A 23,709-nucleotide genomic window follows, 5' to 3' on the forward strand; every position below is an offset into this window, starting at 1 on the left:
GTCATTTCCTTATTCCTCCTCTACCATAGTCTGCCGGCCAGCATTGTAAACCGGATGAACACCAGCTCATCGCCCTCATGAATCTCCAGGGGCTCCTTAAGCGAAGCACATTCCTGCTCCTGCAGGAACACTTTATACAATCCGTCCTCATAGGCGAGCAGGGCAGCTGCAACCGCTTTTGCCGGATCAGGCACCTCATGGTTATAGACAGCTCCGAACCCTACTTTTCCATTCCCGGCCTGTTCCTTAATCTCCGTCCCTGTCAGGAAGGGCAGGATATCTCCACGTTCCTGCTTGTGCACAAGTCCCTCTATCTGCAGGATCACAATCTGCTCAATCAGCTCCTGCAGCGTAGCCGGAAGCTGCTCCAGCACCAGCTCCTGACGCTCCAGCACCGGCTTGCGTTTTCCCAGGCTTTTCACGGTAACATATAGCAGCACTATAATCCCTCCTATATCAGGCCCGTTCCCTGGCGGAATTCAGGCCATTCCAATTATTACCCACTATTTACAACCCTGCCGCTCCTCTGCACCAAATTCTCTCTTTAACATCCGAACCACGAGGTAAGCTCAGCGAAATTCTGCTCCAGCGTCCTGCTTCCATCCACTTCCAGCACCCGCAGCTGCTGTTCCTCCGCACTCTGCTTGATCCTGCCTGCGAACATGGCATCCCGCTTCATCCAGTTGCCGAACGCAAGCTCCGGGTCCTCTGTTGCCTTAAGGATTCCCTGTATCCACTCCCGCTTGCGGTACTGCTCCACCTGGAACTGTTCTGCCGGAATCACCCAGACCGCCTTATCTGTCCGCCTCAGAAGCGGCTTCACCAGACCGGGCAGCAGCTGGTTCCCCTCTGCCACAACCGGTCTGTCCCGCAGGCCTGCCAGATCTTCCAGCACATAACGGAAATCCTCCCGCAGACATTCGGTATACGTGTTAAGCTGCTCCGCAATACTCCTTGTAAGAAAGACTTCATTCATCGTCATCCGTGATACCCGGTACATTGCAGACTGAGCCTCCTCCAAGGTCCGCTGCAGATGCTTCCCATAATGCTCATCACAGGCATAGAGCGTCAGATTATTTTCTTCTGCGAAGCGCTTCGCCAGCGTGCTTTTGCCGGCACAGGCCGATCCGCCGATCCAGTAAATTGTATTATTTCTGTTCAACTGCCTCTTCCCCCTTCTCCAGCCCTTCTGCCGGAGATACTCCTGCAATCATTTGACACATACTATTCGGCGCCACCTGTCCGCCATTCCTGCCTCAATCTGCCATTTCCCCGGCGAATCCCCCATTCCTGCTCTTTTTTTGTTAAAATAGAATTATCGGCGTATTAATGCATACTAGCGCCAGTTACTGAAACGGAGGCATCACCTGTGGATTATATTGTTCTGGACATCGAATTCAACGGCCGCAAATTTGCCAGCGAGCATCCTATGGAGGTCATTGAGATCGGAGCTGTCCGGTTAGACGCTTCATTACAGGTTAAGGACGAGTTCTCTGCCTTAATCAAACCTATATACTTCTCTACCCTGAATTCCTTCATTAAGAAAAAAACCGGTATCCCCCAGGAGGATATCGATGTAGCCGACCGCTTCCCCAAGGTGATTACAGCCTTCAGAGCCTGGCTTGACCAGAGCAAGGACGGCGTACTGCTGCTGACCTGGGGCGGCGAGGATATGAAACGGATTATCCAGGACGTGCGCATGCACAAAATAGACGATGCCTACTGGATGGCAGCCACCTACTTCGACCTGCTCAAAGGCGTGCTCCGTGCCCGGGGCCTCAGCAATGACATCAGCGTCGAAGGTGCGATGGCCTTGTTCGGGCTGGAGCCATCCGGTTCCGCCCACCGTGCACTGGATGATGCCAAGATGACGGCGGAAATCTTCCGCGCCGTATTCAGTGAGCTCGACTTCGGGCGTTCCCAGCATTATGTGGATACCTTCTCCAATGCCCGTGAGCGCAAGACAGTCAAGATCGCCATTAAAGCCATGAATGCCCAAAAGGTTGTGCCTACCTGGGAGCTTGTCGCCGAGCATTACTTCCCGGCGGAGGATGCCTTGGCTGACCCCCGGAAGCTGGCTGAGCTGCAGGCGTACTTCGCTGCCCAGCTTGGCAAGAAGTAGACAGAATCCCCTGCGGGGACCCAACCTCTCAAGCCCTATCCTGCACAGGACTGCGGCAGTTCCCCATAGATATTCTGCGGGGAGCTGCCGTTTTTCGTTTATCCGGGCCCATATCCGGTGATCCTGAAATAAGGTTTGACCTTGCCGTTACGTCAAGGTGTAGAGTAATTCCTGTAAGCAGCAGCTTACGCGGCAGGGCGCTTTAGCACGTCCTCTGCTATATACCGCCAAACAGAGTTGGAGGCTGAAACGAAATGGAGTACACCGTACAGAAGCTGGGAGCACTCGCGGGAATCAGCGCGCGGACCCTGCGGTATTACGACGAATTCGGGATTCTGAAGCCGGCCAGAATCAATTCCTCGGGGTACCGGATCTACGGGCAGGCCGAGGTCGACCGGCTGCAGCAGATTCTTTTTTACCGGGAGCTGGGCTTAAGCCTGGAAGGGATCAAGGAGCTGATCACCTCCCCTTCCTTCGATGGAGCGCAGGCGCTGCGCCAGCACCATGACCAGCTGCTGCAGCGGAGACGGCAATTGGACGTGCTGATCGCGAACGTCGAGCAGACACTTGCCCACACAGAAGGGAGAATTACCATGAGCAATGAAGAGAAATTTACAGGCTTTAAGCAGAAGCTGATTGAGGATAACGAGCAGAAGTACGGGCAGGAGATCCGGGAGAAATACGGCGGGGAAGCGATTGAGAAATCGAACCGCCAGCTGATGAATATGACGGAAGAGCAATATAACGCCTTGCAGCAGCTGGAGGCGGAGATGTTCGCTTCGCTTGAGCAGGCGATGGAGGACGGGGACTCTGCCAGCGAGCTGGCGCAGAAGGCTGCCGATCTTCACCGCCAGTGGCTGAGCTTTCACTGGGGTACCTACTCCAAGGAGGCTCATGCCGGCCTGGCACAGATGTATGTCGATGATGAGCGCTTCACCGCCTATTACGACAAACGCCGTCCGGGTATGGCCGAATTCCTGCGGGATGCGGTACATGTGTATACAGGTGCGAAGCAATAAACTGCGCAGGCATGCACAGCATGAACGGGGATGCTACAGCAAAGGGGCAGCCGGATAACCGGCCGCCCTTATTTTTACTTTATAACATGAACCTGTATCAGGTTCTCAATCATCATCGTCATCCGAATCCACATCAGTGTAAAGTATTTTGGCGGTATAGGCATCCACGCCTACTTCTGTCGACACCTTGCCGTTTCTGATCTTCACCTCATAAATGACACTGCCGTCATCCCGGTCGAGATCCACCTCGGTAACCGTCCCCTTCACAGAGGCTGCGGCGGCTTCTGCCGCTTTCGCTGCGCTGATTAGTGTTCCATTCTGTGAGGCGGCTGTACTTGAGCTGTAATGATCATCGTCATCATCGTCGTCGGTTTCTTTGCGCACGCTTAAGATTTTTCCGCTATAGGCCTCTACCCGGACATCAATCTCCTTGTTGCCGCTGCGGATCTCCACCTCGTAATACGTACCGCTCAGCTTCTTCTCCAGATCAATGCTGACTACCCGTCCCGGTGCGGCTTTCAGCGCATAAGCCTCCGCTTTACCCGCACCGATCAGTGTCTTGCCCTGGCTTGTTGAAGCCGTTGAAGCTGCTGAACCTGTGCCTGCACCCGCTCCGCCTGCCGCATCCGCATTCTGAACCCCGCTGATACCATATGCACCGCCGAGCAGAACCGCTGCCGCCGTAACCGTGCTCCATAATTTCATCTTCATCATTATTGCCTCCTTTTGATCCTTCTGTGCTGCCCATGTATTCAATATAAACGGCACAGATGAGAGGAAGGCGGGAGTAACATTAGAAATTGATGAGAAAATGAGAAAATATAATGTGAAGCTGCTTAAGAGTCATCATCCGGCGCTTCCCAGGCTACCGACCGGATCTGTCCCGAGATGGCGTCCACCTGGACAACCGCCTCGCGGCCGTCCGCAGTATTCACCTCCACCAGATAGTATGCTCCTGATTCATCTATTCCGGTATCCACATCATCCGCTTCTCCCGGAACCTCTTGCAGGGCCAGCCGGACGGCTTCCGTCTCTGACACTACACGCTGAGGAGAAGCTGAGGGGGCAGGAGCCGCTGAGGGCGAAAGGGAAGGTTCCGTACCGCCTCCGGCCACAGTACCGGACGAAGGGGCGGGCGCAGGTGTAACCGCCGCCGATGCTGCCGGCTTCAGCAGAATAATGGATACGATTTCACCTGTTGTCCCGTCCAGCTGCAGCTCATATAGCCCCTGTAAAGTTTGGAGCTCCGCTGCGTATTTACCGGACTTCTGGCTGAAGCTCTGTATGCTGCCGGGATACTCCTTCAGCAGCGCCTGCTTCGCCTGCTGCTCAGTCAACAGCGGGTCCGATTCCTTACGGAACAGGCTTAACCCGGCAAGCACCAGAATCAGAACGATTCCTGTGATGAAAAGGAGCTTAAATTTACTTTTTGTGAACCCGGGTTTTCTTATTCTCATAGCTTCCCCCTGCTCTCAGCGGCAATGAAGATGCTGGCCGAAGTTCCCGCACCTTCCACACTTTCCATGGACAGCCTGGCCCCGATGGCGGCGGCAATTTCTGCAGCCAGTGACAAGCCCAGCCCTGCACCTCCGGCCTTACGGCCTCTCGACTCATCCACCCGGTAAAAGCGGTCGAATACCCGCGGCAGCTCCCCGGCCGGAATCCCGATTCCCCGGTCCGTGATCACAATCCTGCTCTCTTGTAAGGAGGCTTCAAGCGTAATAGTTATGGCTTCATCGCTGTACTTGCGGGCATTATCCAGGAAGATGAACAGCAGCTGTCTCAGCTTCGCTTCATCACTGTATCCTTTTACCGCGCCTTTAGACTGAACATTCACTTCCCGCCCATAGGCATTATGAAAGGCTTTGGCCGAAGCACGGGCCAGCTCCACCAGATTTATGCTCTGCAGCGACACATCCCACTGCTCCTGATGTCTCGCCAGCAGCAGCAGCTGCTCGGTCAGCTCCCTCATCCGGATCGCCTCAGAGTGGATAGCCTCCACCGATTCATTGAATAATTCAGGATGCTGGGTCCCCCGCCGCTTGAGCAGGCTGGCATAGCTTTCAATTACCGTCAGCGGCGTCCGCAGCTCATGCGAGGCGTCCGAGACGAATTTCTCCTGCTTCGCATAATTGCTCTCCAGCAGTGCGATCATCTCGTTAAACGTATGCCCCATCTCCATCAGTTCGTCCCGGGACGACTCTTCCAGCGTAAGCCTGCGGAATTTCCCGCTGTGCTTAATTTCCCGCATCGTAGCCGTCATTTGCACAATCGGGCGCATAATCAATCCGGACAGCACGCGGCTGGACAGCAGGAGCGGAAGCATCGCACAAACCGTAGCCCCCGCCAGCACTACCCTCAGCACCTTGAGGGTGTTCATCGTGTTCTCCATACTCTTGGTCATCTGTACATTCATTACACTTCCGTCTGTCCAGATAACCGGAGTGGTTACGAACGTATAGGAGCGGCCCTGAAACTTAATAAGCTCACTATACTTGGCTGAGTGATAGGACGGCTTCAAGCGGCTGAGCTCCTGTTCCGAAGCAGAGGTCACAGGTGCAGGCCCGCTTCCGTCCGCAGCCAGCAGCCGGAGCATGCCTTCAACCGGCACATAGGCACGCAGCAGCTCCTGTGCAGGCACCGTCTGGCCTGCTCTTCGCATACCGTCAGCAATTTTGACCATTTCGGCAGCAGCCTGATCGAGCTGGTCACCTGTCGACAGCCGGCTGAACATCAGATAGATTATTCCGTTCATAAGGATGAGCAGCACGGCGAAGAGCACGCTGGAGTAGAGGTGGATTTTGCTCCGCAGCTTCAGCTTCATAGCGAATCCTTAAGGACATATCCGATTCCGCGGACCGTGTGTATAAGCTCGCTTTGGCCATCCGGTGTAATCTTCCTGCGCACATAGCGGATATAGACATCAACGACATTCGTATCGCCGTAATAATCGTATCCCCAGACTGCCGTCATGATCTGCTCCCGGTTCAGTACCTGTCGTTTGTTCTTCAGCAGGAACACCAGCAGATCGAACTCCCTGGGAGTCAGGTCAATCCCGCTGCCGCTTCTGACCACCTCGCGCGTGGTTTCATTCAGCTCCAGATCACCGGCGGTCAGCCAGACCTCCGCCGGGTCAGCCTGCTCCGCTTGGCGGGCAGAGGCAAGCCGCAGGGCGGCGCGGATGCGTGCGAGCAGCTCTTCAATCTGGAACGGTTTGGTGATATAGTCATTAGCACCAAGGTCAAGCCCGGATACTTTGTCTTCCACCGAGCTCTTGGCTGTCAGCAGCAGCACAGGCGTATGGGCATCCCCCGCCCGGATACGCCGCAGCAGCTCGATGCCGCTGAAGCCCGGAAGCATCACATCCAGCAGCAGCAGATCCGGGGTCTCCGCCTGATACAGCTCAAGCGCCTGCTGGCCGCTGCCGGCCAGTAATACGCGATACCCTTCGCATTCAAGCTCGATCTGCAGCAGCCGGGCGATTCTCACCTCATCCTCCACGACCAGAATCGATTCTGTCATTGGCTATTCTTCCTTTCTTCATTCCGCTGATTTGGCTGATCCCTGATGGTCAGCTCCTTGCTTAGCTGCCTCCATTGTAGGGTATAACCGGGCGCAGATTCAAACCGCCTGTGTCCAGCAGCAGCACAAGCCAAAAAGGCGCTCCCGCCATTTCACCGGCAGGAGCACCCTATAGGCAAGACTATAAGCTGCGGTGCAGCAGCTCCAGTACGCTGCGCAGCTCGGCAACGGCCACCTGGCCGGGAGCCGAGGGCTTATGTGCCGCGCCGAAGGTCAGCGCAGAGCCGAAGATCTCACCGGCCAGCCGGCTGATGACGCCTTCACCGGCCATCGACATCGTAATAATCGGGCGGTCGGCATACTGCTCCTGCATAATGTTCGTTGCCGCCAGCAGAGTCAGCACATCGCCGGCATTCTGCGGCATCACAGCAATCTTCGGCAGGTCGCCGCCAAGCTCCTGTGCCCGGCGCAGCCGGGCTACAATCTCTTCCTGCGGCGGTGTCCCCTGGAAATCATGATTGGACACTATTACAAATACCGCCTGATTATGCGCAGCCTTAATCAGGCCGCTGACCGCTGCTTCCCCGCTAAACAGCTCGACATCGAGAATGTCGATCAGCCCGCTTGCAGCAGCAGCTTTATTCAGCTCCACATAGTATTCTGTGGAAATTTCTTTCTCCCCGCCCTCTTTGGCGCTGCGGAAGGTGAAGATCAGCGGGATATCCGGCAGAATCCGCTGGAGTTCTTCCAGCACCTCCGTTACCGCCGCGATATCTTCAACTTTACTGAAGAAATCGCTCCGCCACTCCACCAGATCCGGTGCCAGGACTTTCAGCGCCTCCGCTTCTTCCCGGAGTTCCGCCAATGTTGCCCCGACCAGCGGGACGCATATTTTGGGCATCCCCTCGCCGAGGATTATGTTCTTAACGGTTACTGTACCGCTCAATAATTCCAGCTCCTTATGGTTCAGGATGCAGACGCAGCCTATAGTAGTTGTGTATGTTTTGTTGGTTATGTTAGTTGCAGATACATGCGGAACCGGGGATACAGCTGCGGAATTTGGCTAAGTAACTGCGGGCGGGAGCTAAATGATCATCTGGAGCGAAGATGAAGCTGGCAGAGGGGATTAAGTGGAATAACAGCACCTAAATACGCTTAAACTCAGCACACGGTCAATTTAGTTGGATAAACAACACTTATTTCTGGTCCAACAGGCACCAATCGGCAAAATGGATAGAATTAAGTGCTATAAATCCACTTAATCTCAGCCAATCCAGCGTTTCCCGACCAATAAGTGTCATAAATCCACTTAAATTCGCACGAAGCAAAGACCCGGGTTACTTAACTTCCCTTTCCTGCCGGCTGCTTCCGCCAGCCTGTAGCATCACATGCTCCCCGCCTTGCCGTCCATCGCCCATACTCCCGCGTCCATACTTCCCCGCCTATTCGCCTGTCCATTCGCACCAGCCTGCACCATCACATGCTCCCTGCCTTGCCTCCCGTCAACCAGCTTCTCCTGCTATCCCCTCGGCCTTCCCTGCGAATCCGCTTCATTTCACCTGCTCTACCGGTCTACTCTTCCGTTCCCGGCTCCGCCTCTGCAGCCTCACGCAGGAACCGCTTCACCTCTTCCAGCCTTGGCAGCGAAGGAATTGCCCCCGTCTTGCCGACTGCCAGTGCCCCGACGGCATTTGCGAACCGGACAGCTTCGTCCAGCGTCTTGCCGCGGGTAAGCTGCCAGGCCAGTGCCCCGTTGAACGAGTCCCCTGCAGCCACTGTATCTACAGCCTGTACCGGGAAACCCGGAACATGCAGGCTGCCGGCGGCATTGACAATCAGCGCCCCTTTGGAGCCCAGGGTAACAATAACGTGACGCACTCCCTTAAGCAGCAGCAGCCGGGCCGCCCGTTCTGCATCATCTATACTTTCTACGCTGATACCAGCCAGAATTCCTGCTTCTGTCTCGTTCGGTGTCAGGTAAGTCACATGCTGGAGCAGCTCACTTCGGAGTGCCCGCGCCGGAGCAGGGTTCAGAATCACAGGAATACCGTGCCGGAAGGCAATGGCCGCAGCGGCCTCGCACATCTCCAGATCCATCTCCAGCTGCATTACGACGATCCCGGCCTCACGGATTACAGCTTCCAGTGCGGCAATATCCTCCGGTTTCATCTCAAGATTCGCCCCGGGCACTACAATAATACGGTTTTCACCTGCTCCGTCTACCACAATCGAGGCTACTCCCGTAGACTCCGACTCACTCATCAAAATATAATCCGTCTGAATCTGCTCCTGCTTCATCACTTCCAGCAGCCCGCTGCCGAAGCTGTCTTTACCTACCCGGCCAATCATAGTCACCTCTGCACCGAGCCTTGCCGCAGCAACAGCCTGATTAGCACCTTTACCTCCCGGAGACAGCGCGAACGCCTGTCCAAACAGTGTCTCGCCGGCTTCCGGAGCCCGCTCAGCACGGACCACCATATCCATATTCAGACTTCCAATTACAACTATACCCAACCTCTACACCACCACTTGGTTTATTTCCATTTCTTTTCCGCCATCAAGACTGCCTGTTCCATGGAATAGACGGCAGCGGCACCATTCATTACTCTTTGCTTATTACTCATTGTTATCCTCTTATCTTATGGCCTGCGGCCGGGTTAATCAAATTTTTATGTATCAATAAGTTCGCTGTGTTTTTACACAGCAAGTATGCTAGAATAGGTGTGCACTTGCTCTTGCCATTTCCTTTTGAGCAAACGTTTGCACCTTAGATATAGCCTGCAGTAATCCCGAATCACCATTCCAATTGTACTTAGGAGGCTTATCAAGTGAACGAGAACCGCTTACCTTCAGTCGCTTACTTCAGCATGGAATACGGGCTGCATTCCGATTTCAAAATGTACGCCGGAGGCCTGGGCATTCTGGCCGGAGACTACATCAAAGGCGCCAAGGATATTCAGGCCCCCGTCATCCCCATCGGTCTTAAGTGGAAGCAGGGCTATACGGACCAGAAGATTGATGCAAACGGCAACCCATACGATTCTTACCATAATTATGTATATGATTTCCTCGAGGATACGGGCGTCAAGGTCACTGTCCAAGTCAGAAAAACCGATGTCGTCTGCAAAGTATGGAAAACAGAGCAGTTCGGCAATACTCCGCTGTATCTGCTGGATACCGATATCCCGGAGAACAGCGATGCGTGGATTACCGGCCAGCTGTACGGCTGGTTTGGCGAAGAGCGGATTGCCCAGGAGATCGTCCTTGGGATCGGCGGTGTCAAAGCCATGCGCGCCCTGGAGATTCCTATCGACGTCTATCACTTCAATGAAGGACATGCCGCGCTGGCAGCCACCCAGCTGATCCGTGAAAAAATGTCCGGCGGCAGCACCTTCGAAGAGGCCTGGAAAGCTACTCGCGAAGAGGTTGTGTTCACTACCCATACGCCGATAAAAGAGGGCAACGAAACCCATCCGCTGGACCGTCTGGAGTATATGGGTGCCTTCAACGGCTTAACCCGTGCGCAGATGGAGCGGATTGGCGGAGAACCGTTCAATATGACGGTAGCCGGTCTGCGCCTCTCGCGCATCTCCAACGCTGTAGCCCAGCTTCATGCGGATACCGCTAATAAGATGTGGAAAGAAGTCGCCGGCAGATCGCAGATTATAGGCATCACCAACGCAATACATACCCCTACGTGGGTAGATGAGCGCATCACCCGTGCTTACGATGAAGGCGGTGATCTATGGGCCACTCATAAGGAGATTAAACAGGAGCTGATCCGCTTTATTGAAGAGCGCTCCGGCATCGCCCTGAATGCAGACAATCTGCTGATCGGCTTCTCCCGCCGCGCGGCTCCTTACAAGCGCAGTGACCTGATTTTCTCCCAGCCGGAAATCATTGAACCCTACCTGGAGAGCGGCAGGATTCAGATTGTCTTCTCCGGCAAAGCGCATCCGCTCGATGACAACGGCAAAAAAATCGTCAGCAACCTCGTAGCCATGATGAAGAAATATCCGAAAAGCGTGGTCTTCCTGGAAAACTACGATATGACCATCGGGGCACAGCTGACCCGCGGCTCCGACATTTGGCTGAACAACCCGCGCAGACCGCTGGAAGCGAGCGGAACCTCCGGCATGAAGGCCGCGATGAATGGCGTGCTGAACTGCTCGATCCTCGACGGCTGGTGGCCGGAGGCCTGTATCGACGGCGAGAACGGCTGGCAGATCGGTGACGGCTTCGAGACAACCGATTTTGAGCTGCTTGACAAGCATGACAGCGACGCACTGTACGACACGCTGCTGAACCGTGTTCTCCCAACCTTTTATAATAACAAAGAGAAATGGGTACAGATGATGCACCGCAGCATCGAGACCACCCGTACAGAATACGCTACCAAACGTATGCTGGACGAATACTATAATCGAATGTATATCAAGGGCTGAGCGCCGTCAGCATCTTTATTCTTCGTCCGCTTCCCTGGCATTGCTGCCTCGCCGTACTGTCCGTTCCTGCTCCTGTCCGCTGCTGCGGGCGGGAGTTTTTATCTCCATATCCGCTTTGCAGACCTCTGGCCACTTACACTCCCTGATTCCTTCCACAAATGCTTGCAGCCCCCTCCCGTCCCTCCAGCCTCACCTTCAATTAATAAATATCCGCCGCTATATATTTCTCTCCTCACAGCCTGCCTTCCCTATCATGATCTTACCTGCTTCCGCATATTGTTAATTATAATAATTATAAAAAAGGATTGATTTTATTTAAATTATTGATATTATAAAACTTATACTTAATCTAATATCAAATCCTAACACGAGGTGATTGTATTCATGAGTCAGAATAACAACAAATTAACCACAAGCTGGGGCGCACCCGTAGGCGACAATCAGAATTCGATGACGGCTGGCTCCCGGGGACCTACTCTGCTGCAGGATGTCCATTTGCTGGAGAAGCTAGCCCACTTCAACCGGGAACGTGTTCCTGAACGGGTCGTCCATGCCAAAGGTGCCGGTGCCCATGGTTATTTTGAAGTGACCAATGATCTGTCCCAGTATACAAAAGCTGCCTTCCTCTCCGGGGTCGGTAAACGCACCCCGATGTTCATCCGCTTCTCTACGGTAGCCGGAGAGCTGGGTTCTGCCGATACCGTGCGCGATCCGCGCGGCTTTGCCGTGAAATTCTATACCGAAGAAGGCAATTACGACCTGGTCGGCAACAATACGCCTGTCTTTTTCATCCGTGATGCGATTAAATTCCCGGACTTTATTCATACACAGAAACGCCATCCGCAGACACATCTCAAGAACCCGAATGCCGTCTGGGATTTCTGGTCACTGTCCCCTGAATCCCTGCACCAGGTTACCATTCTGATGTCCGACCGCGGCATTCCGGCCACGCTTCGTCATATGCACGGCTTCGGCAGTCATACCTTCAAGTGGGTCAATGCTGAAGGCGCCGCAGTATGGGTGAAATACCATTTCAAGACAGAGCAGGGTGTTAAGAACCTGGATGTTAAGCTTGCTGCGCAGATTGCCGGAGATAATCCGGATTATCATACAGAGGATTTATTTAATTCAATTGCTGAGGGGGATTTCCCGGCTTGGCGGCTGCATGTGCAAATCATGCCTGTAGAGGATGCCGATACCTACCGCTTCGACCCGTTTGATGTAACGAAGGTATGGTCGCAGAAGGATTACCCGCTGATTGAGGTGGGCCGCATGTTGCTTGACCGTAATCCGGAGAACTACTTCGCCGAAGTAGAGCAGGCTACTTTTTCTCCCGGCTCATTTGTTCCAGGCATAGAAGCTTCTCCTGATAAAATGCTCCAGGGCCGCCTCTTCGCCTACGGGGATGCCCACCGCTACCGGGTTGGAGCTAATCATAACCATCTGCCGATTAACCGGCCTATCGCCGAGGTGAGCAATAATCAGCGTGACGGTGCGATGAACCACACGAATAACGGGGGCGGCTCCGTCTACTACGAGCCGAACAGCCTCGGCGGAGCCACCGAGTCTCTGCAGAATAAACCAGCTGCTTTTGCCGTTTCCGGCCAGGCGGACAGTGTGCCTTATGATCATAACGATCACTATACCCAGCCGGGTGATCTGTATCGTTTGCTCACTGATGAAGAGCGGACCCGCCTTGTCAGTAATATCGTAGGAGCGATGGCTCCGGTTGAGCAGGATGAGATTAAGCTGCGCCAAATCGGCCATTTCTACAAAGCAGATCCGGAGTTCGGCCAGCGGATTGCCGAAGGTCTTGGACTCTCTGTGCCGCAGTGACAATTTGAGCTTGTTCATAGACAAAGCCCCGAACCTCCCAGGTCCGGGGCTTTGCTAATGTTCTTTTATAGACTAACGGTACACATTCATCCATTGCTCCAGCTGCTGCCTCAGTCCTTGTCTCGCGGATGCCGGCTCCAGTATCTCGGCTTTCGGCCCGTACTGCAGAATCCATTTCGTGAACTCCTTCTCGTTATTCACAGTAACCTCAAAGAGCAGGGTTCCGTCCCCTTCATCGCTCATCCGCGGATGCACGAATAACTCCTCTTCTTTGATGTAACGCGCCACTTCCGGATGAAACCGCACTTTGAAGGTGATATTCTTATTGCCACGGTCGATCGACCAGGTATTTTTCAGATACTGCTTAATATTGAAGTTCCCTTTATCAAAAGTTGCAGCCGTCAGCTCTACCTGCTGAAACCGGCTGATCCGGAAAGTCCGGATCGCCTGCTTGGAGTGGCAATACCCAATGAGGTAAAAGCGCTGGTCACGCGGAATTAAATAGTAAGGGTCAATTTTGCGTTCCGTAGTTACATTACGCAGCTGCGAGTGGTATACCGTCCGGATACTACGCTGCTCCAGAATAGCCCCGATGAGCGGCTGCAGGAAATTGCGGCTCTCTTTGCGGTAAGCGGGTTTGCCCATTTGTATAATGTCCGCAATGTTGTCGAGAGTTCCATTCTGTCTGGATCGCTCCTTCAAATGTGTACCCATCACTTTATCGTAAGCGGAATGAAATCCCGGAGGGATTCGCTCCTGGTTCAGGACAGAGGGCAGAAGCGAGAACGCCAGCTCCTCCTGCTCGGAGAAATCCAGCGGATACATGAAGAATTTCCCCATAAATTTGTAGCCCGTCCCCCTCCCCTCATTCGTAACCGGGGCAAAATGGCTAATCACATCGAGGTCCCTGTAAATCGTCCTGATATTCACCTCACACCGGAAAGCCAAGTCTGCAGCCGTAATTCCGGGATTCGACTGGATGGCGTTAATAATTTTAAAAATTCGAATTACTTTGTCTGTCATAACGAATGCTCCTTACTTTCCATGTAAATACTGCCTATGATACCATAGCTATACTATATCAGTTCCAATAGCACATGGCAGTCTGCAAAAATACAGCATTTTTCATTTCAGTAAAGAGCAGCCGCTCCGGCATATGCATGTCAAATTAGCTAAGCGTTACGGACAGGAGAGACGTTAAGCCTGCGGAAAGGCACCAAAGTGCCGGACTTGCGGACACCAGCGCCGTTATTTCACCAAATAAATGGAGTGAGCCCATGAAAAACGGCGGATAAGGGCCGTGGTGTCCATAAGAATCAGCCTTTTCTATAAGTCTTAAGTTCGTTCAACCTATATATTTATATACAAAAAAAACCCTTGGAATTCAAGAGTTTCTTAAGCAACTATATAAGCGGGTGATGGGAATCGAACCCACGCTATCAGCTTGGAAGGCTGAAGTTCTACCATTGAACTACACCCGCAAAAATATAAAATCGGGATGACACGATTTGAACATGCGACCCCCTGGTCCCAAACCAGGTGCTCTACCAAGCTGAGCTACATCCCGAAAAAAGAAGAAAAGATGGCGCGCCCTAAGAGATACGGATGCTACGCACCCGATTGCGAAGTTATTCTATCGAAGCGGATGCTCCAACGAACTCGTTCGAATCTTGAGGACACTTTGGATATTCAAAGAAGAAAAGATGGCGCGCCCTAAGAGATTCGAACTCCTGACCTTTTGATTCGTAGTCAAACGCTCTATCCAGCTGAGCTAAGGGCGCAAAATCTATATGGAGCGGACGACGGGAATCGAACCCGCGACCCTCGCCTTGGCAAGGCGATGCTCTACCGCTGAGCCACGTCCGCAAAAACATGGTGCGCGTGAAGGGACTTGAACCCCCACGTCGTGAAACGCCAGATCCTAAGTCTGGTGCGTCTGCCATTCCGCCACACGCGCACACTTTACAAGGAAAATGGTGAGCCATGAAGGACTCGAACCTTCGACACCCTGATTAAAAGTCAGGTGCTCTACCAACTGAGCTAATGGCTCGCATATAAGGGGTCCCCGAAAAGTAATCGGATTAACCTTCTAAGCTTAACTTCACTTTTTGGGGTGAAGTGGCTGGGGATATAGGATTTGAACCTATGCATGACGGAGTCAAAGTCCGTTGCCTTACCGCTTGGCTAATCCCCAATAATATAATTAGCATAACCTACGGAATAGGATGGATACTCTATACTTCGAGATATAGGATGCACAATTCCTAATACCTTTATGCCATGAAGATGGCGGAACCGACGGGATACTCTTCACTTCGTTACGAGATTGCGATGTAGTGCTAACGAAGCTTATGCTTCAACGAACCCTTAAATGGAATCTCATCCCTGAAGCAGATAAAGATGGCGGAACCGACGGGATTCGAACCCGCGATCTCCTGCGTGACAGGCAGGCATGTTAGGCCAACTACACCACGGTTCCAAGTTTGGTACTTTGGGGTCCCCGGAAAGTATTCGGAATATGCTACAAAGCATCTCTTCACTTTGTGGGGATTGGTTGCGGGGGCAGGATTTGAACCTGCGGCCTTCGGGTTATGAGCCCGACGAGCTACCGGGCTGCTCCACCCCGCGTCAGTAAAAATATTGTCCCTTGGGGTCCCCGGAAAGTACCCGGAATCCTCTGCGAAGTCTTTGCTTCACTTTGTGGGGAATGTGTATGGTGGAGGCTGAGGGGTTCGAACCCCCGACCCTCTGCTTGTAAGGCAGATGCTCTCCCAGCTGAGCTAAGCCTCCATGAGATATATCATTAAAATAAATGGTGACTCGTATGGGATACTCTTCACTTCGTTACGAGATTGCGAAGTATTCCTACCGAAGCCGATGCTTCAACGAACCCAGGGAATTCTCATCCCATAAATCGAAGAAGATATTGGTGACTCGTATGGGATTCGAACCCATGTTACCTCCGTGAAAGGGAGGTGTCTTAACCCCTTGACCAACGAGCCATAATGTTTGTTTCTAAAAGTACTGCTACGGAGAGAGAGGGATACTCTTCACTTCGTTACGAGATTGCGATGTATTGCTAACGAAGCTTATGCTCCAACGAACCACTGAGGGTTCTCATCCCTTACAAGGAAGCAAAGCTACGGAGAGAGAGGGATTCGAACCCTCGAGACGCTTGTGGCGCCTACACGATTTCCAATCGTGCTCCTTCGGCCAAACTCGGACACCTCTCCATGGTGGCTCCCCGAACAGGACTCGAACCTGTGACAACTCGATTAACAGTCGAGTGCTCTACCAACTGAGCTATCAGGGAAAATGGTGGGCCTTAGTGGACTCGAACCACTGACCTCACCCTTATCAGAGGTGCGCTCTAACCAGCTGAGCTAAAGGCCCGTTCTCGTACACTATACAGCTATTATGGGCAAAAAAAATACCACAAGGTGTGTGGAATTGTCCGCTTGGCGGCGTCCTACTCTCCCAGGACCCTTCGGTCCAAGTACCATCGGCGCTGGAGGGCTTAACGGTCGTGTTCGGGATGGGTACGCGTGGAACCCCTCCGCTATCGCCACCAAACGGGCATTTACAGCGTAAATGCTTCAGGATTTGATTCCTGAAAACTGAATCCGAAACGAAATTTGCGTTTGCCCTTCTTACGGGGCCCCCGGAAAGTATTCGGAATCGGCTTCGTTAGCCTCTTCTTCACTTTTTGGGGTATTCTTGGATAAGCCCTCGACCGATTAGTATTGGTCAGCTCCATGCATTACTGCACTTCCACCTCCAACCTATCTACCTCGTCGTCTTCAAGGGGTCTTACGTATTGGGAAATCTCATCTTGAGGGGGGCTTCACGCTTAGATGCTTTCAGCGCTTATCCCGTCCGTACGTAGCTACTCAGCCATGCTCCTGGCGGAACAACTGATGCACCAGCGGTACGTCCATCCCGGTCCTCTCGTACTAAGGACAGCTCCTCTCAAATTTCCTGCGCCCACGACAGATAGGGACCGAACTGTCTCACGACGTTCTGAACCCAGCTCGCGTACCGCTTTAATGGGCGAACAGCCCAACCCTTGGGACCTACTTCAGCCCCAGGATGCGATGAGCCGACATCGAGGTGCCAAACCTCCCCGTCGATGTGGACTCTTGGGGGAGATAAGCCTGTTATCCCCAGGGTAGCTTTTATCCGTTGAGCGATGGCCCTTCCATGCGGTACCACCGGATCACTAAGTCCGACTTTCGTCCCTGCTCGACTTGTAGGTCTCGCAGTCAAGCTCCCTTATGCCTTTGCACTCTGCGAATGATTTCCAACCATTCTGAGGGAACCTTTGAACGCCTCCGTTACTCTTTAGGAGGCGACCGCCCCAGTCAAACTGCCCGCCTGACACGGTCCCCGTACCCGCTTAGGGTACCAGGTTAGAACCTAGATACGATCAGGGTGGTATCCCAACGGCGCCTCCGCAGAAGCTTGCGCTCCTGCCTCACCGGCTCCCACCTATCCTGTACAGATCGTACCCAAATTCAATATCAAGCTGCAGTAAAGCTCCATGGGGTCTTTCCGTCTTGTCGCGGGTAACCTGCATCTTCACAGGTATTAAAATTTCACCGGATCTCTCGTTGAGACAGCGCCCAAGTCGTTACGCCATTCGTGCGGGTCAGAATTTACCTGACAAGGAATTTCGCTACCTTAGGACCGTTATAGTTACGGCCGCCGTTTACTGGGGCTTCGGTTCATAGCTTCGGGTTACCCCTAACCACTCCCCTTAACCTTCCAGCACCGGGCAGGCGTCAGCCCGTATACTTCGCCTTACGGCTTCGCACAGACCTGTGTTTTTGCTAAACAGTCGCTTGGGCCTTTTCACTGCGGCCCCCTCGGGCTATTCACCCTACCGAGGCACCCCTTCTCCCGAAGTTACGGGGTCATTTTGCCGAGTTCCTTAACGAGAGTTCTTCCGCGCGCCTTAGAATTCTCTTCTCGCCTACCTGTGTCGGTTTGCGGTACGGGCACCTTCTCCTGGCTAGAGGCTTTTCTTGGCAGTGTGAGATCATGACCTTCGCTACTGTAATTTTCGCTCCCCATCACAGCCCAGCCTTACGGTGTGCGGATTTGCCTACACACCAGCCTCACTGCTTAGACGGACATCCATCAGTCCGCGTCACTACCCTCCTGCGTCACCCCATCGCTCATAGCGGATTACGGTGGTACAGTAATTTCAAACTGTTGTCCTTCGACTACGCCTGTCGGCCTCGCCTTAGGTCCCGACTTACCCTGAGCGGACGAGCCTTCCTCAGGAAACCTTGGGCTTTCGGCGGATCAGATTCTCACTGATCTTTTCGTTACTCATACCGGCATTCTCACTTGTGTAGTGTCCAGCGCTCCTTACGGTACACCTTCAACCCCTACACAACGCTCCCCTACCCCTGATGCATTGCATCAAGCCATAGCTTCGGTGGTGTGTTTAGCCCCGTTACATTTTCGGCGCAGAGTCACTCGACCAGTGAGCTATTACGCACTCTTTAAATGGTGGCTGCTTCTAAGCCAACATCCTGGTTGTCTGTGCAACTCCACATCCTTTCCCACTTAACACACACTTGGGGACCTTAGCTGATGGTCTGGGCTGTTTCCCTTTTGACAATGGATCTTAGCACTCACTGTCTGACTCCCGGCAAGAAGGTAATGGCATTCGGAGTTTGACTGAGCTTGGTAACCCTTGCGGGCCCCGCACCCAATCAGTGCTCTACCTCCATCACTCCATTCACCGAGGCTAGCCCTAAAGCTATTTCGGGGAGAACCAGCTATCTCCGAGTTCGATTGGAATTTCTCCGCTACCCCCACCTCATCCCCGTATTTTTCAACATACGTGGGTTCGGGCCTCCAGTGCGTGTTACCGCACCTTCACCCTGGACAGGGGTAGATCACACGGTTTCGGGTCTACGTCCACATACTCAGTCGCCCTATTCAGACTCGCTTTCGCTGCGGCTCCGGCTTCTCACCTTAACCTTGCATGTTAAACGTAACTCGCCGGTTCATTCTACAAAAGGCACGCCATCACCCATAGATCGGGCTCTGACTTTTTGTAAGCACACGGTTTCAGGTTCTATTTCACTCCCCTTCCGGGGTGCTTTTCACCTTTCCCTCACGGTACTGTTTCACTATCGGTCGCCAGGTAGTATTTAGCCTTAGCAGATGGTCCTGCTGGATTCATACGGGGTTTCACGTGCCCCGCACTACTCGGGATCCGTCTCGGAGAGAACACAGTTTAGGCTACAGGGCTTTTACCTCTATCGCGGGCCTTTCCAGACCTCTTCACCTACCATATTCCTTTGTAACTCCATGTGAGACGTCCCACAACCCCAAGAGGCAAGCCCCTTGGTTTAGGCTGTTCCGCGTTCGCTCGCCGCTACTGACGGAATCACTATTGTTTTCTCTTCCTCAGGGTACTTAGATGTTTCAGTTCCCCTGGTCTGCCTCTGCACACCCTATGTATTCAGGTATGAGTAACTGTGCATTACCACAGCTGGGTTTCCCCATTCGGACACCCCCGGATCAAAGCTTGCTTACAGCTCCCCGAGGCAGTTTCGTTGTTCGCCACGTCCTTCGTCGGCTCCTGGCGCCTAGGCATCCTCCGTGTGCTCTTATTAGCTTAACCAACGCTCCGGTGTTTCGCTTGTTTGCTCATCTTGTTTTGAATGACGCCTCCGGATCACTCCGTATGCTAGATCATTCAAAGCCAAAGGTCGCTGCACAATCGAAAACCTTCGCTATTCATCAACTAATAACTATTTCAACTTGCTTACACAAGTTTCAGCTAAAAGATGTTCTAAAACGCAAATTCGTTTCGGTATCCAGTTTTCAAGGATCAAGTCTTACTTGAGAGCTTAAACTCTCAAAACTGACCAACGAGTGAGTAACTAACCGACCGGTTAGATTTAAGATTTGAATGTCTTCGTTGCAGAAGACGATTCTCCATAGAAAGGAGGTGATCCAGCCGCACCTTCCGATACGGCTACCTTGTTACGACTTCACCCCAATCATCTACCCCACCTTCGGCGGCTGGCTCCCTTGCGGGTTACCCCACCGACTTCGGGTGTTGTAAACTCTCGTGGTGTGACGGGCGGTGTGTACAAGACCCGGGAACGTATTCACCGCGGCATGCTGATCCGCGATTACTAGCAATTCCGACTTCATGCAGGCGAGTTGCAGCCTGCAATCCGAACTGAGACCGGCTTTGCTGGGATTGGCTCCACCTCGCGGCTTCGCTTCCCGTTGTACCGGCCATTGTAGTACGTGTGTAGCCCAGGTCATAAGGGGCATGATGATTTGACGTCATCCCCACCTTCCTCCGGTTTGTCACCGGCAGTCACTCTAGAGTGCCCAGCCTTACCTGCTGGCAACTAAAGTCAAGGGTTGCGCTCGTTGCGGGACTTAACCCAACATCTCACGACACGAGCTGACGACAACCATGCACCACCTGTCTCCAATGCTCCGAAGAGGGGCACTATCTCTAATGCTTTCATTGGGATGTCAAGACCTGGTAAGGTTCTTCGCGTTGCTTCGAATTAAACCACATACTCCACTGCTTGTGCGGGTCCCCGTCAATTCCTTTGAGTTTCAGTCTTGCGACCGTACTCCCCAGGCGGAGTGCTTACTGTGTTAACTTCGGCACCAAGGGTATCGAAACCCCTAACACCTAGCACTCATCGTTTACGGCGTGGACTACCAGGGTATCTAATCCTGTTTGCTCCCCACGCTTTCGCGCCTCAGCGTCAGTTACAGCCCAGAAAGTCGCCTTCGCCACTGGTGTTCCTCCACATATCTACGCATTTCACCGCTACACGTGGAATTCCACTTTCCTCTTCTGTACTCAAGTCACCCAGTTTCCAGTGCGACCCCAGGTTGAGCCCAAGGTTTAAACACCAGACTTAAATGACCGCCTGCGCGCGCTTTACGCCCAATAATTCCGGACAACGCTTGCCCCCTACGTATTACCGCGGCTGCTGGCACGTAGTTAGCCGGGGCTTTCTTCTCAGGTACCGTCACTCCGGTAGCAGTTACTCTACCGGACGTTCTTCCCTGGCAACAGAGCTTTACGATCCGAAAACCTTCATCACTCACGCGGCGTTGCTCCGTCAGGCTTTCGCCCATTGCGGAAGATTCCCTACTGCTGCCTCCCGTAGGAGTCTGGGCCGTGTCTCAGTCCCAGTGTGGCCGTTCACCCTCTCAGGTCGGCTACGCATCGTCGCCTTGGTGAGCCGTTACCTCACCAACTAGCTAATGCGCCGCAGGCCCATCCTCAAGCGGCAGATTGCTCCGCCTTTCATTCTCCTCCCATGAGAAAAAAGAAATTATCCGGTATTAGCTACCGTTTCCGGTAGTTATCCCAGTCTTGAGGGCAGGTTGCCTACGTGTTACTCACCCGTCCGCCGCTAAGCATTTCCCGAAGGAAATACTCCGCTCGACTTGCATGTATTAGGCACGCCGCCAGCGTTCGTCCTGAGCCAGGATCAAACTCTCCAATTAGGTTTTTCCGAGCGGCTACTTCACCCGAATCACTCCGAGGAAATAACCATCCGAAAACTATCTAAAGAGCGATTGCTCATTTTGAAACATCTGACGAGAATTTGCATTCTCTGTTTTTGGAATCACATAAGTGAATTCCGATACTCACTCGTTGTTCAGTTTTCAAAGATCAAACTCGTTGTCAGCGCCGATTATCTCGTCACCAGCAACTCTTATAATATATCACATCCAGCCGATCAATGCAAGCTCTTTTTTAACTTCTTTTTTCGAGCCAGGCGTTGATGTTTCGCGGCCAGAAATAGAATATACCATGTGCAGATTTCAATTGCAAGCATTATTTACAAAAGCTTTAGTGCTTCCGCCGCAGCCCTGCCGCGCATGAGATCAGCCATATCTGGTTACAGTACAAATGTTGTATTCATCAGCATTAGGCAACCTCATGTCATTCGATCTAAGGAGGACTATAATGGACACTCATGAGTTCGTAGCGAAATTCCAGGAGAATCAGCGCAAAGCATTGAAAAACAGAAGCCGCGGCAAAGGAACACCGGGAGCGCGGCTCGCGAATAAGCAGCATAGCTCCAATAAATAACCCGCTCAGCAGATCGGGAGCCGCAAGCGAGCTGCTGGCAAAAAGGGATGCCCCGCGAGTACCGGTCGAGCCGGCAGCACGGGGCATCCCTTTTCTTTTAACAACTTAAACTTTATAAATATGCTTCTGAAGAATTATCTGTCTATTTCATCTATATAGAAGCAGTAGTGATTATTTGCTCAATTTTGCTACACTTACAGCGACTTTCTCAATCTGAGCTTTGCTGAGCGATTTGTCCGGCGAACTGATAGTAACAAAACGGTCAGCCAGCGCAAAGGTCAGCATAGCGGTATCCGAAGGGGTATACCATTTCGCTTCAGTTCCATTAGAAAGCTTGACTGTAGTACCGTCATAATCGTAAGAGTAGTCACGCGGAGATACATTTACACGCATTTTTTTGAACAGGAAGCTTACGCCGTCTTCACCGCCCGCTACCTTCTGGAAAGCATCGCCGCTAATCATCTGTGCCGGAGCGTACGCCGTTTCGAAGCCCTGGAAGTTAGCGAAAGCCTTGGTGATCTCTTGTTTCTGTGCCGCACTGTATGTTACCGGGGCCAGCGTAATCGCTGAGCCATTATCAGGTGTAGCCGTTCCGGAGCCGCTGCCCAGAACAACCTGGTTCGTGGAAGCATTGAACGTTACAGGTACCTTAAGTGCATCCGCCAATACCCGGACCGGAAGGTAAGTTGTATCATTGTAAGTAATGGGGGCGAGTGTCTTACCGTTGTTATCTACTGGAGTAAAGGCCGCTCCGTTTACTGTGAAGCCGATGCTGTGGTTAAGATAGGCACTGATCTTCTGCAGGTTCGTTCCTGCGTATACACCCGCTGTACCTGAAACAGCCATCCCGAATACCATTGTTGCTATGATCATTTTTTTGCTTTTCATCATTATCGTCTCCCTTGAGTATGATTGTTTGTGTTGTCCCCTGCTATAGATTCATTTAACCATTAACTTGTTTCTAACTTGTATCCGGATTGTAAAGAAGTAATTCAGAGCAGCTTAGATATCATACACCGCCCCGCACCGCCACTTGATACACTTCCGTATACAGAATATCTCTGAACTTCCGGAATTCCTGCAGTGTAGCCATCCGGGGATAAGTCATGATGCGCAGCGGCAAATCCTCCTGTCCCGCACGCAGCGGCGGCTGCACATAAGAATAGGGATTCAGATGAAAGCCCAGCCGCTCATAAAATCCGATTCTGCGCCTCTCCAGCTCTCCGTCCGGCGGTTCCACCTCCAGCAGCACCGGCTTGTCCGAACACTGAAGATAACTGTTCATCAGCTTGTTGCCGATCCCGCTGCCGCGTATCTCCGGGTTAACGGCAATATGTTCTATAAACCGTAGCGCGGGAAATTCCCAAGCGGCTAAAAAAGCAAGCGTCCTGCCCTCAGCATCCTTCTCGGTGTACACCCGGTAGTTCGGATTACTCAGCAATGCCTGCTGCCCGCTATAGGTTCTAATTTCACTCACCGGAAAAGAAGCTTCCATAATAGCAAAAATCTCATTAAAGTTCATTCCGCTAATTAGCGATTGCTTGTCCATTCTCTGTTGCCTGCTTTCTGTTGATTAGATTGAATTACTGCGTACAGGCTGGCGCCTTATAAAGTGAGTATCCTGCTATTATTTTACCCGTAACTGCAGCAAGAATAACT

General features: G+C 52.6%; 16 protein-coding genes, 14 tRNA genes and 3 rRNA genes. 5 read left to right on the forward strand and 28 right to left on the reverse strand.

Annotation, left to right across the window (positions count from 1 at the left end):
• Nucleotides 1–20: 20 nt before the first annotated feature.
• Complete coding sequence (locus tag LOS79_RS20555; RefSeq protein WP_315411970.1) at nt 21–440, reverse strand: hypothetical protein; 420 nt, start codon at nt 438–440, stop codon at nt 21–23.
• A 104-nt stretch (nt 441–544) separates the two neighbouring features.
• On the reverse strand, nt 545–1,162 hold the full coding sequence (locus LOS79_RS20560) for a nucleoside/nucleotide kinase family protein (protein WP_315411972.1): 618 nt from the start codon (nt 1,160–1,162) through the stop codon (nt 545–547).
• A 207-nt stretch (nt 1,163–1,369) separates the two neighbouring features.
• Here LOS79_RS20560 and LOS79_RS20565 point away from each other — a divergent pair, with 207 nt between their 5' ends.
• Both LOS79_RS20565 and LOS79_RS20570 read left to right on the forward strand, forming a co-directional pair.
• Nucleotides 1,370–2,122, forward strand: a complete 753-nt coding sequence (locus tag LOS79_RS20565) for a 3'-5' exonuclease (protein WP_315411973.1) — start codon at nt 1,370–1,372, stop codon at nt 2,120–2,122.
• A gap of 254 nt (nt 2,123–2,376) precedes the next feature.
• On the forward strand, nt 2,377–3,141 hold the full coding sequence (locus LOS79_RS20570; RefSeq protein WP_315411974.1) for a MerR family transcriptional regulator: 765 nt from the start codon (nt 2,377–2,379) through the stop codon (nt 3,139–3,141).
• 105 nt (nt 3,142–3,246) lie between these two features.
• Here LOS79_RS20570 and LOS79_RS20575 read toward each other — a convergent pair whose 3' ends face one another.
• The 6 genes from LOS79_RS20575 to rbsK form a co-directional block, all read right to left on the reverse strand.
• Nucleotides 3,247–3,855, reverse strand: coding sequence for a PepSY domain-containing protein (locus LOS79_RS20575; protein ID WP_315411975.1), 609 nt, complete (start codon nt 3,853–3,855; stop codon nt 3,247–3,249).
• 122 nt (nt 3,856–3,977) lie between these two features.
• Nucleotides 3,978–4,598 carry a PepSY domain-containing protein gene (locus LOS79_RS20580; RefSeq protein WP_315411976.1) on the reverse strand — a complete coding sequence of 207 codons (621 nt, stop codon included), beginning with the start codon at nt 4,596–4,598 and terminating at the stop codon, nt 3,978–3,980.
• A complete protein-coding gene (locus tag LOS79_RS20585; protein ID WP_315411977.1) occupies nt 4,595–5,965 on the reverse strand; it encodes a sensor histidine kinase in 1,371 nt (456 codons plus the stop codon). The genes LOS79_RS20580 and LOS79_RS20585 overlap by 4 nt, the downstream gene beginning before the upstream one ends.
• On the reverse strand, nt 5,962–6,663 hold the full coding sequence (locus LOS79_RS20590; protein ID WP_315411978.1) for a response regulator transcription factor: 702 nt from the start codon (nt 6,661–6,663) through the stop codon (nt 5,962–5,964). The genes LOS79_RS20585 and LOS79_RS20590 overlap by 4 nt, the downstream gene beginning before the upstream one ends.
• A gap of 181 nt (nt 6,664–6,844) precedes the next feature.
• Nucleotides 6,845–7,609 carry a type I 3-dehydroquinate dehydratase gene (gene aroD / locus LOS79_RS20595; RefSeq protein ID WP_315411979.1) on the reverse strand — a complete coding sequence of 255 codons (765 nt, stop codon included), beginning with the start codon at nt 7,607–7,609 and terminating at the stop codon, nt 6,845–6,847.
• Between the two features lie 626 nt (nt 7,610–8,235).
• Complete coding sequence (rbsK, locus tag LOS79_RS20600) at nt 8,236–9,177, reverse strand: ribokinase (protein ID WP_315411980.1); 942 nt, start codon at nt 9,175–9,177, stop codon at nt 8,236–8,238.
• Nucleotides 9,178–9,491: 314 nt separating this feature from the next.
• Between rbsK and glgP the strand changes: the two genes are divergently transcribed.
• Together glgP and katA are read left to right on the forward strand one after the other, a co-directional pair.
• Nucleotides 9,492–11,108, forward strand: a complete 1,617-nt coding sequence (gene glgP, locus LOS79_RS20605; protein WP_315411981.1) for an alpha-glucan family phosphorylase — start codon at nt 9,492–9,494, stop codon at nt 11,106–11,108.
• A 384-nt stretch (nt 11,109–11,492) separates the two neighbouring features.
• Complete coding sequence (katA, locus tag LOS79_RS20610; protein WP_315411982.1) at nt 11,493–12,944, forward strand: catalase KatA; 1,452 nt, start codon at nt 11,493–11,495, stop codon at nt 12,942–12,944.
• 72 nt (nt 12,945–13,016) lie between these two features.
• On the opposite strand, the gene LOS79_RS20615 is transcribed toward katA, so the two are convergent.
• The 18 genes from LOS79_RS20615 to LOS79_RS20700 form a co-directional block, all read right to left on the reverse strand.
• Complete coding sequence (locus LOS79_RS20615) at nt 13,017–13,967, reverse strand: helix-turn-helix transcriptional regulator (protein WP_315411983.1); 951 nt, start codon at nt 13,965–13,967, stop codon at nt 13,017–13,019.
• Between the two features lie 387 nt (nt 13,968–14,354).
• Nucleotides 14,355–14,425 (reverse strand) — tRNA-Gly (locus LOS79_RS20620).
• Between the two features lie 12 nt (nt 14,426–14,437).
• Nucleotides 14,438–14,511, reverse strand: a tRNA-Pro gene (locus LOS79_RS20625).
• 137 nt (nt 14,512–14,648) lie between these two features.
• A tRNA-Arg gene (locus LOS79_RS20630) sits at nt 14,649–14,725 on the reverse strand.
• A gap of 10 nt (nt 14,726–14,735) precedes the next feature.
• Nucleotides 14,736–14,810: transfer RNA gene (locus LOS79_RS20635), tRNA-Gly, on the reverse strand.
• 7 nt (nt 14,811–14,817) lie between these two features.
• Nucleotides 14,818–14,901 (reverse strand) — tRNA-Leu (locus tag LOS79_RS20640).
• Nucleotides 14,902–14,918: 17 nt separating this feature from the next.
• A tRNA-Lys gene (locus tag LOS79_RS20645) sits at nt 14,919–14,994 on the reverse strand.
• Between the two features lie 69 nt (nt 14,995–15,063).
• A tRNA-Gln gene (locus LOS79_RS20650) sits at nt 15,064–15,138 on the reverse strand.
• A gap of 207 nt (nt 15,139–15,345) precedes the next feature.
• Nucleotides 15,346–15,423 (reverse strand) — tRNA-Asp (locus LOS79_RS20655).
• A gap of 72 nt (nt 15,424–15,495) precedes the next feature.
• Nucleotides 15,496–15,572, reverse strand: a tRNA-Met gene (locus LOS79_RS20660).
• 86 nt (nt 15,573–15,658) lie between these two features.
• Nucleotides 15,659–15,734: transfer RNA gene (locus LOS79_RS20665), tRNA-Val, on the reverse strand.
• 137 nt (nt 15,735–15,871) lie between these two features.
• A tRNA-Glu gene (locus tag LOS79_RS20670) sits at nt 15,872–15,946 on the reverse strand.
• 141 nt (nt 15,947–16,087) lie between these two features.
• A tRNA-Ser gene (locus LOS79_RS20675) sits at nt 16,088–16,177 on the reverse strand.
• Between the two features lie 4 nt (nt 16,178–16,181).
• Nucleotides 16,182–16,257: transfer RNA gene (locus tag LOS79_RS20680), tRNA-Asn, on the reverse strand.
• 3 nt (nt 16,258–16,260) lie between these two features.
• Nucleotides 16,261–16,337: transfer RNA gene (locus LOS79_RS20685), tRNA-Ile, on the reverse strand.
• A 63-nt stretch (nt 16,338–16,400) separates the two neighbouring features.
• A 5S ribosomal RNA gene (gene rrf / locus LOS79_RS20690) occupies nt 16,401–16,517 on the reverse strand.
• 144 nt (nt 16,518–16,661) lie between these two features.
• Nucleotides 16,662–19,587 (reverse strand): 23S ribosomal RNA (locus tag LOS79_RS20695).
• A gap of 323 nt (nt 19,588–19,910) precedes the next feature.
• Nucleotides 19,911–21,458: ribosomal RNA gene (locus LOS79_RS20700) — 16S ribosomal RNA — on the reverse strand.
• Together the 16S, 23S and 5S rRNA genes with 14 tRNA genes alongside form the textbook arrangement of a ribosomal RNA operon.
• Before the next feature lie 466 nt (nt 21,459–21,924).
• Between LOS79_RS20700 and LOS79_RS20705 the strand changes: the two genes are divergently transcribed.
• Entirely contained in the window at nt 21,925–22,050 is a 126-nt protein-coding gene (locus LOS79_RS20705) for a DUF4023 family protein (RefSeq protein WP_397386672.1), read from the forward strand.
• 171 nt (nt 22,051–22,221) lie between these two features.
• Here LOS79_RS20705 and LOS79_RS20710 read toward each other — a convergent pair whose 3' ends face one another.
• Both LOS79_RS20710 and LOS79_RS20715 read right to left on the reverse strand, forming a co-directional pair.
• Entirely contained in the window at nt 22,222–22,941 is a 720-nt protein-coding gene (locus tag LOS79_RS20710; protein WP_315411984.1) for a stalk domain-containing protein, read from the reverse strand.
• A 118-nt stretch (nt 22,942–23,059) separates the two neighbouring features.
• The gene (locus LOS79_RS20715) at nt 23,060–23,599 is read right to left on the reverse strand and encodes a GNAT family N-acetyltransferase (RefSeq protein ID WP_315411985.1); all 540 of its coding nucleotides are present in this window, start codon (nt 23,597–23,599) and stop codon (nt 23,060–23,062) included.
• Nucleotides 23,600–23,709: the final 110 nt, after the last annotated feature.

It is taken from the genome of Paenibacillus sp. MMS20-IR301 (genome assembly GCF_032302195.1).
In the GTDB taxonomy this organism is placed as follows: Bacteria; Bacillota; Bacilli; order Paenibacillales; family Paenibacillaceae; genus Paenibacillus_AQ.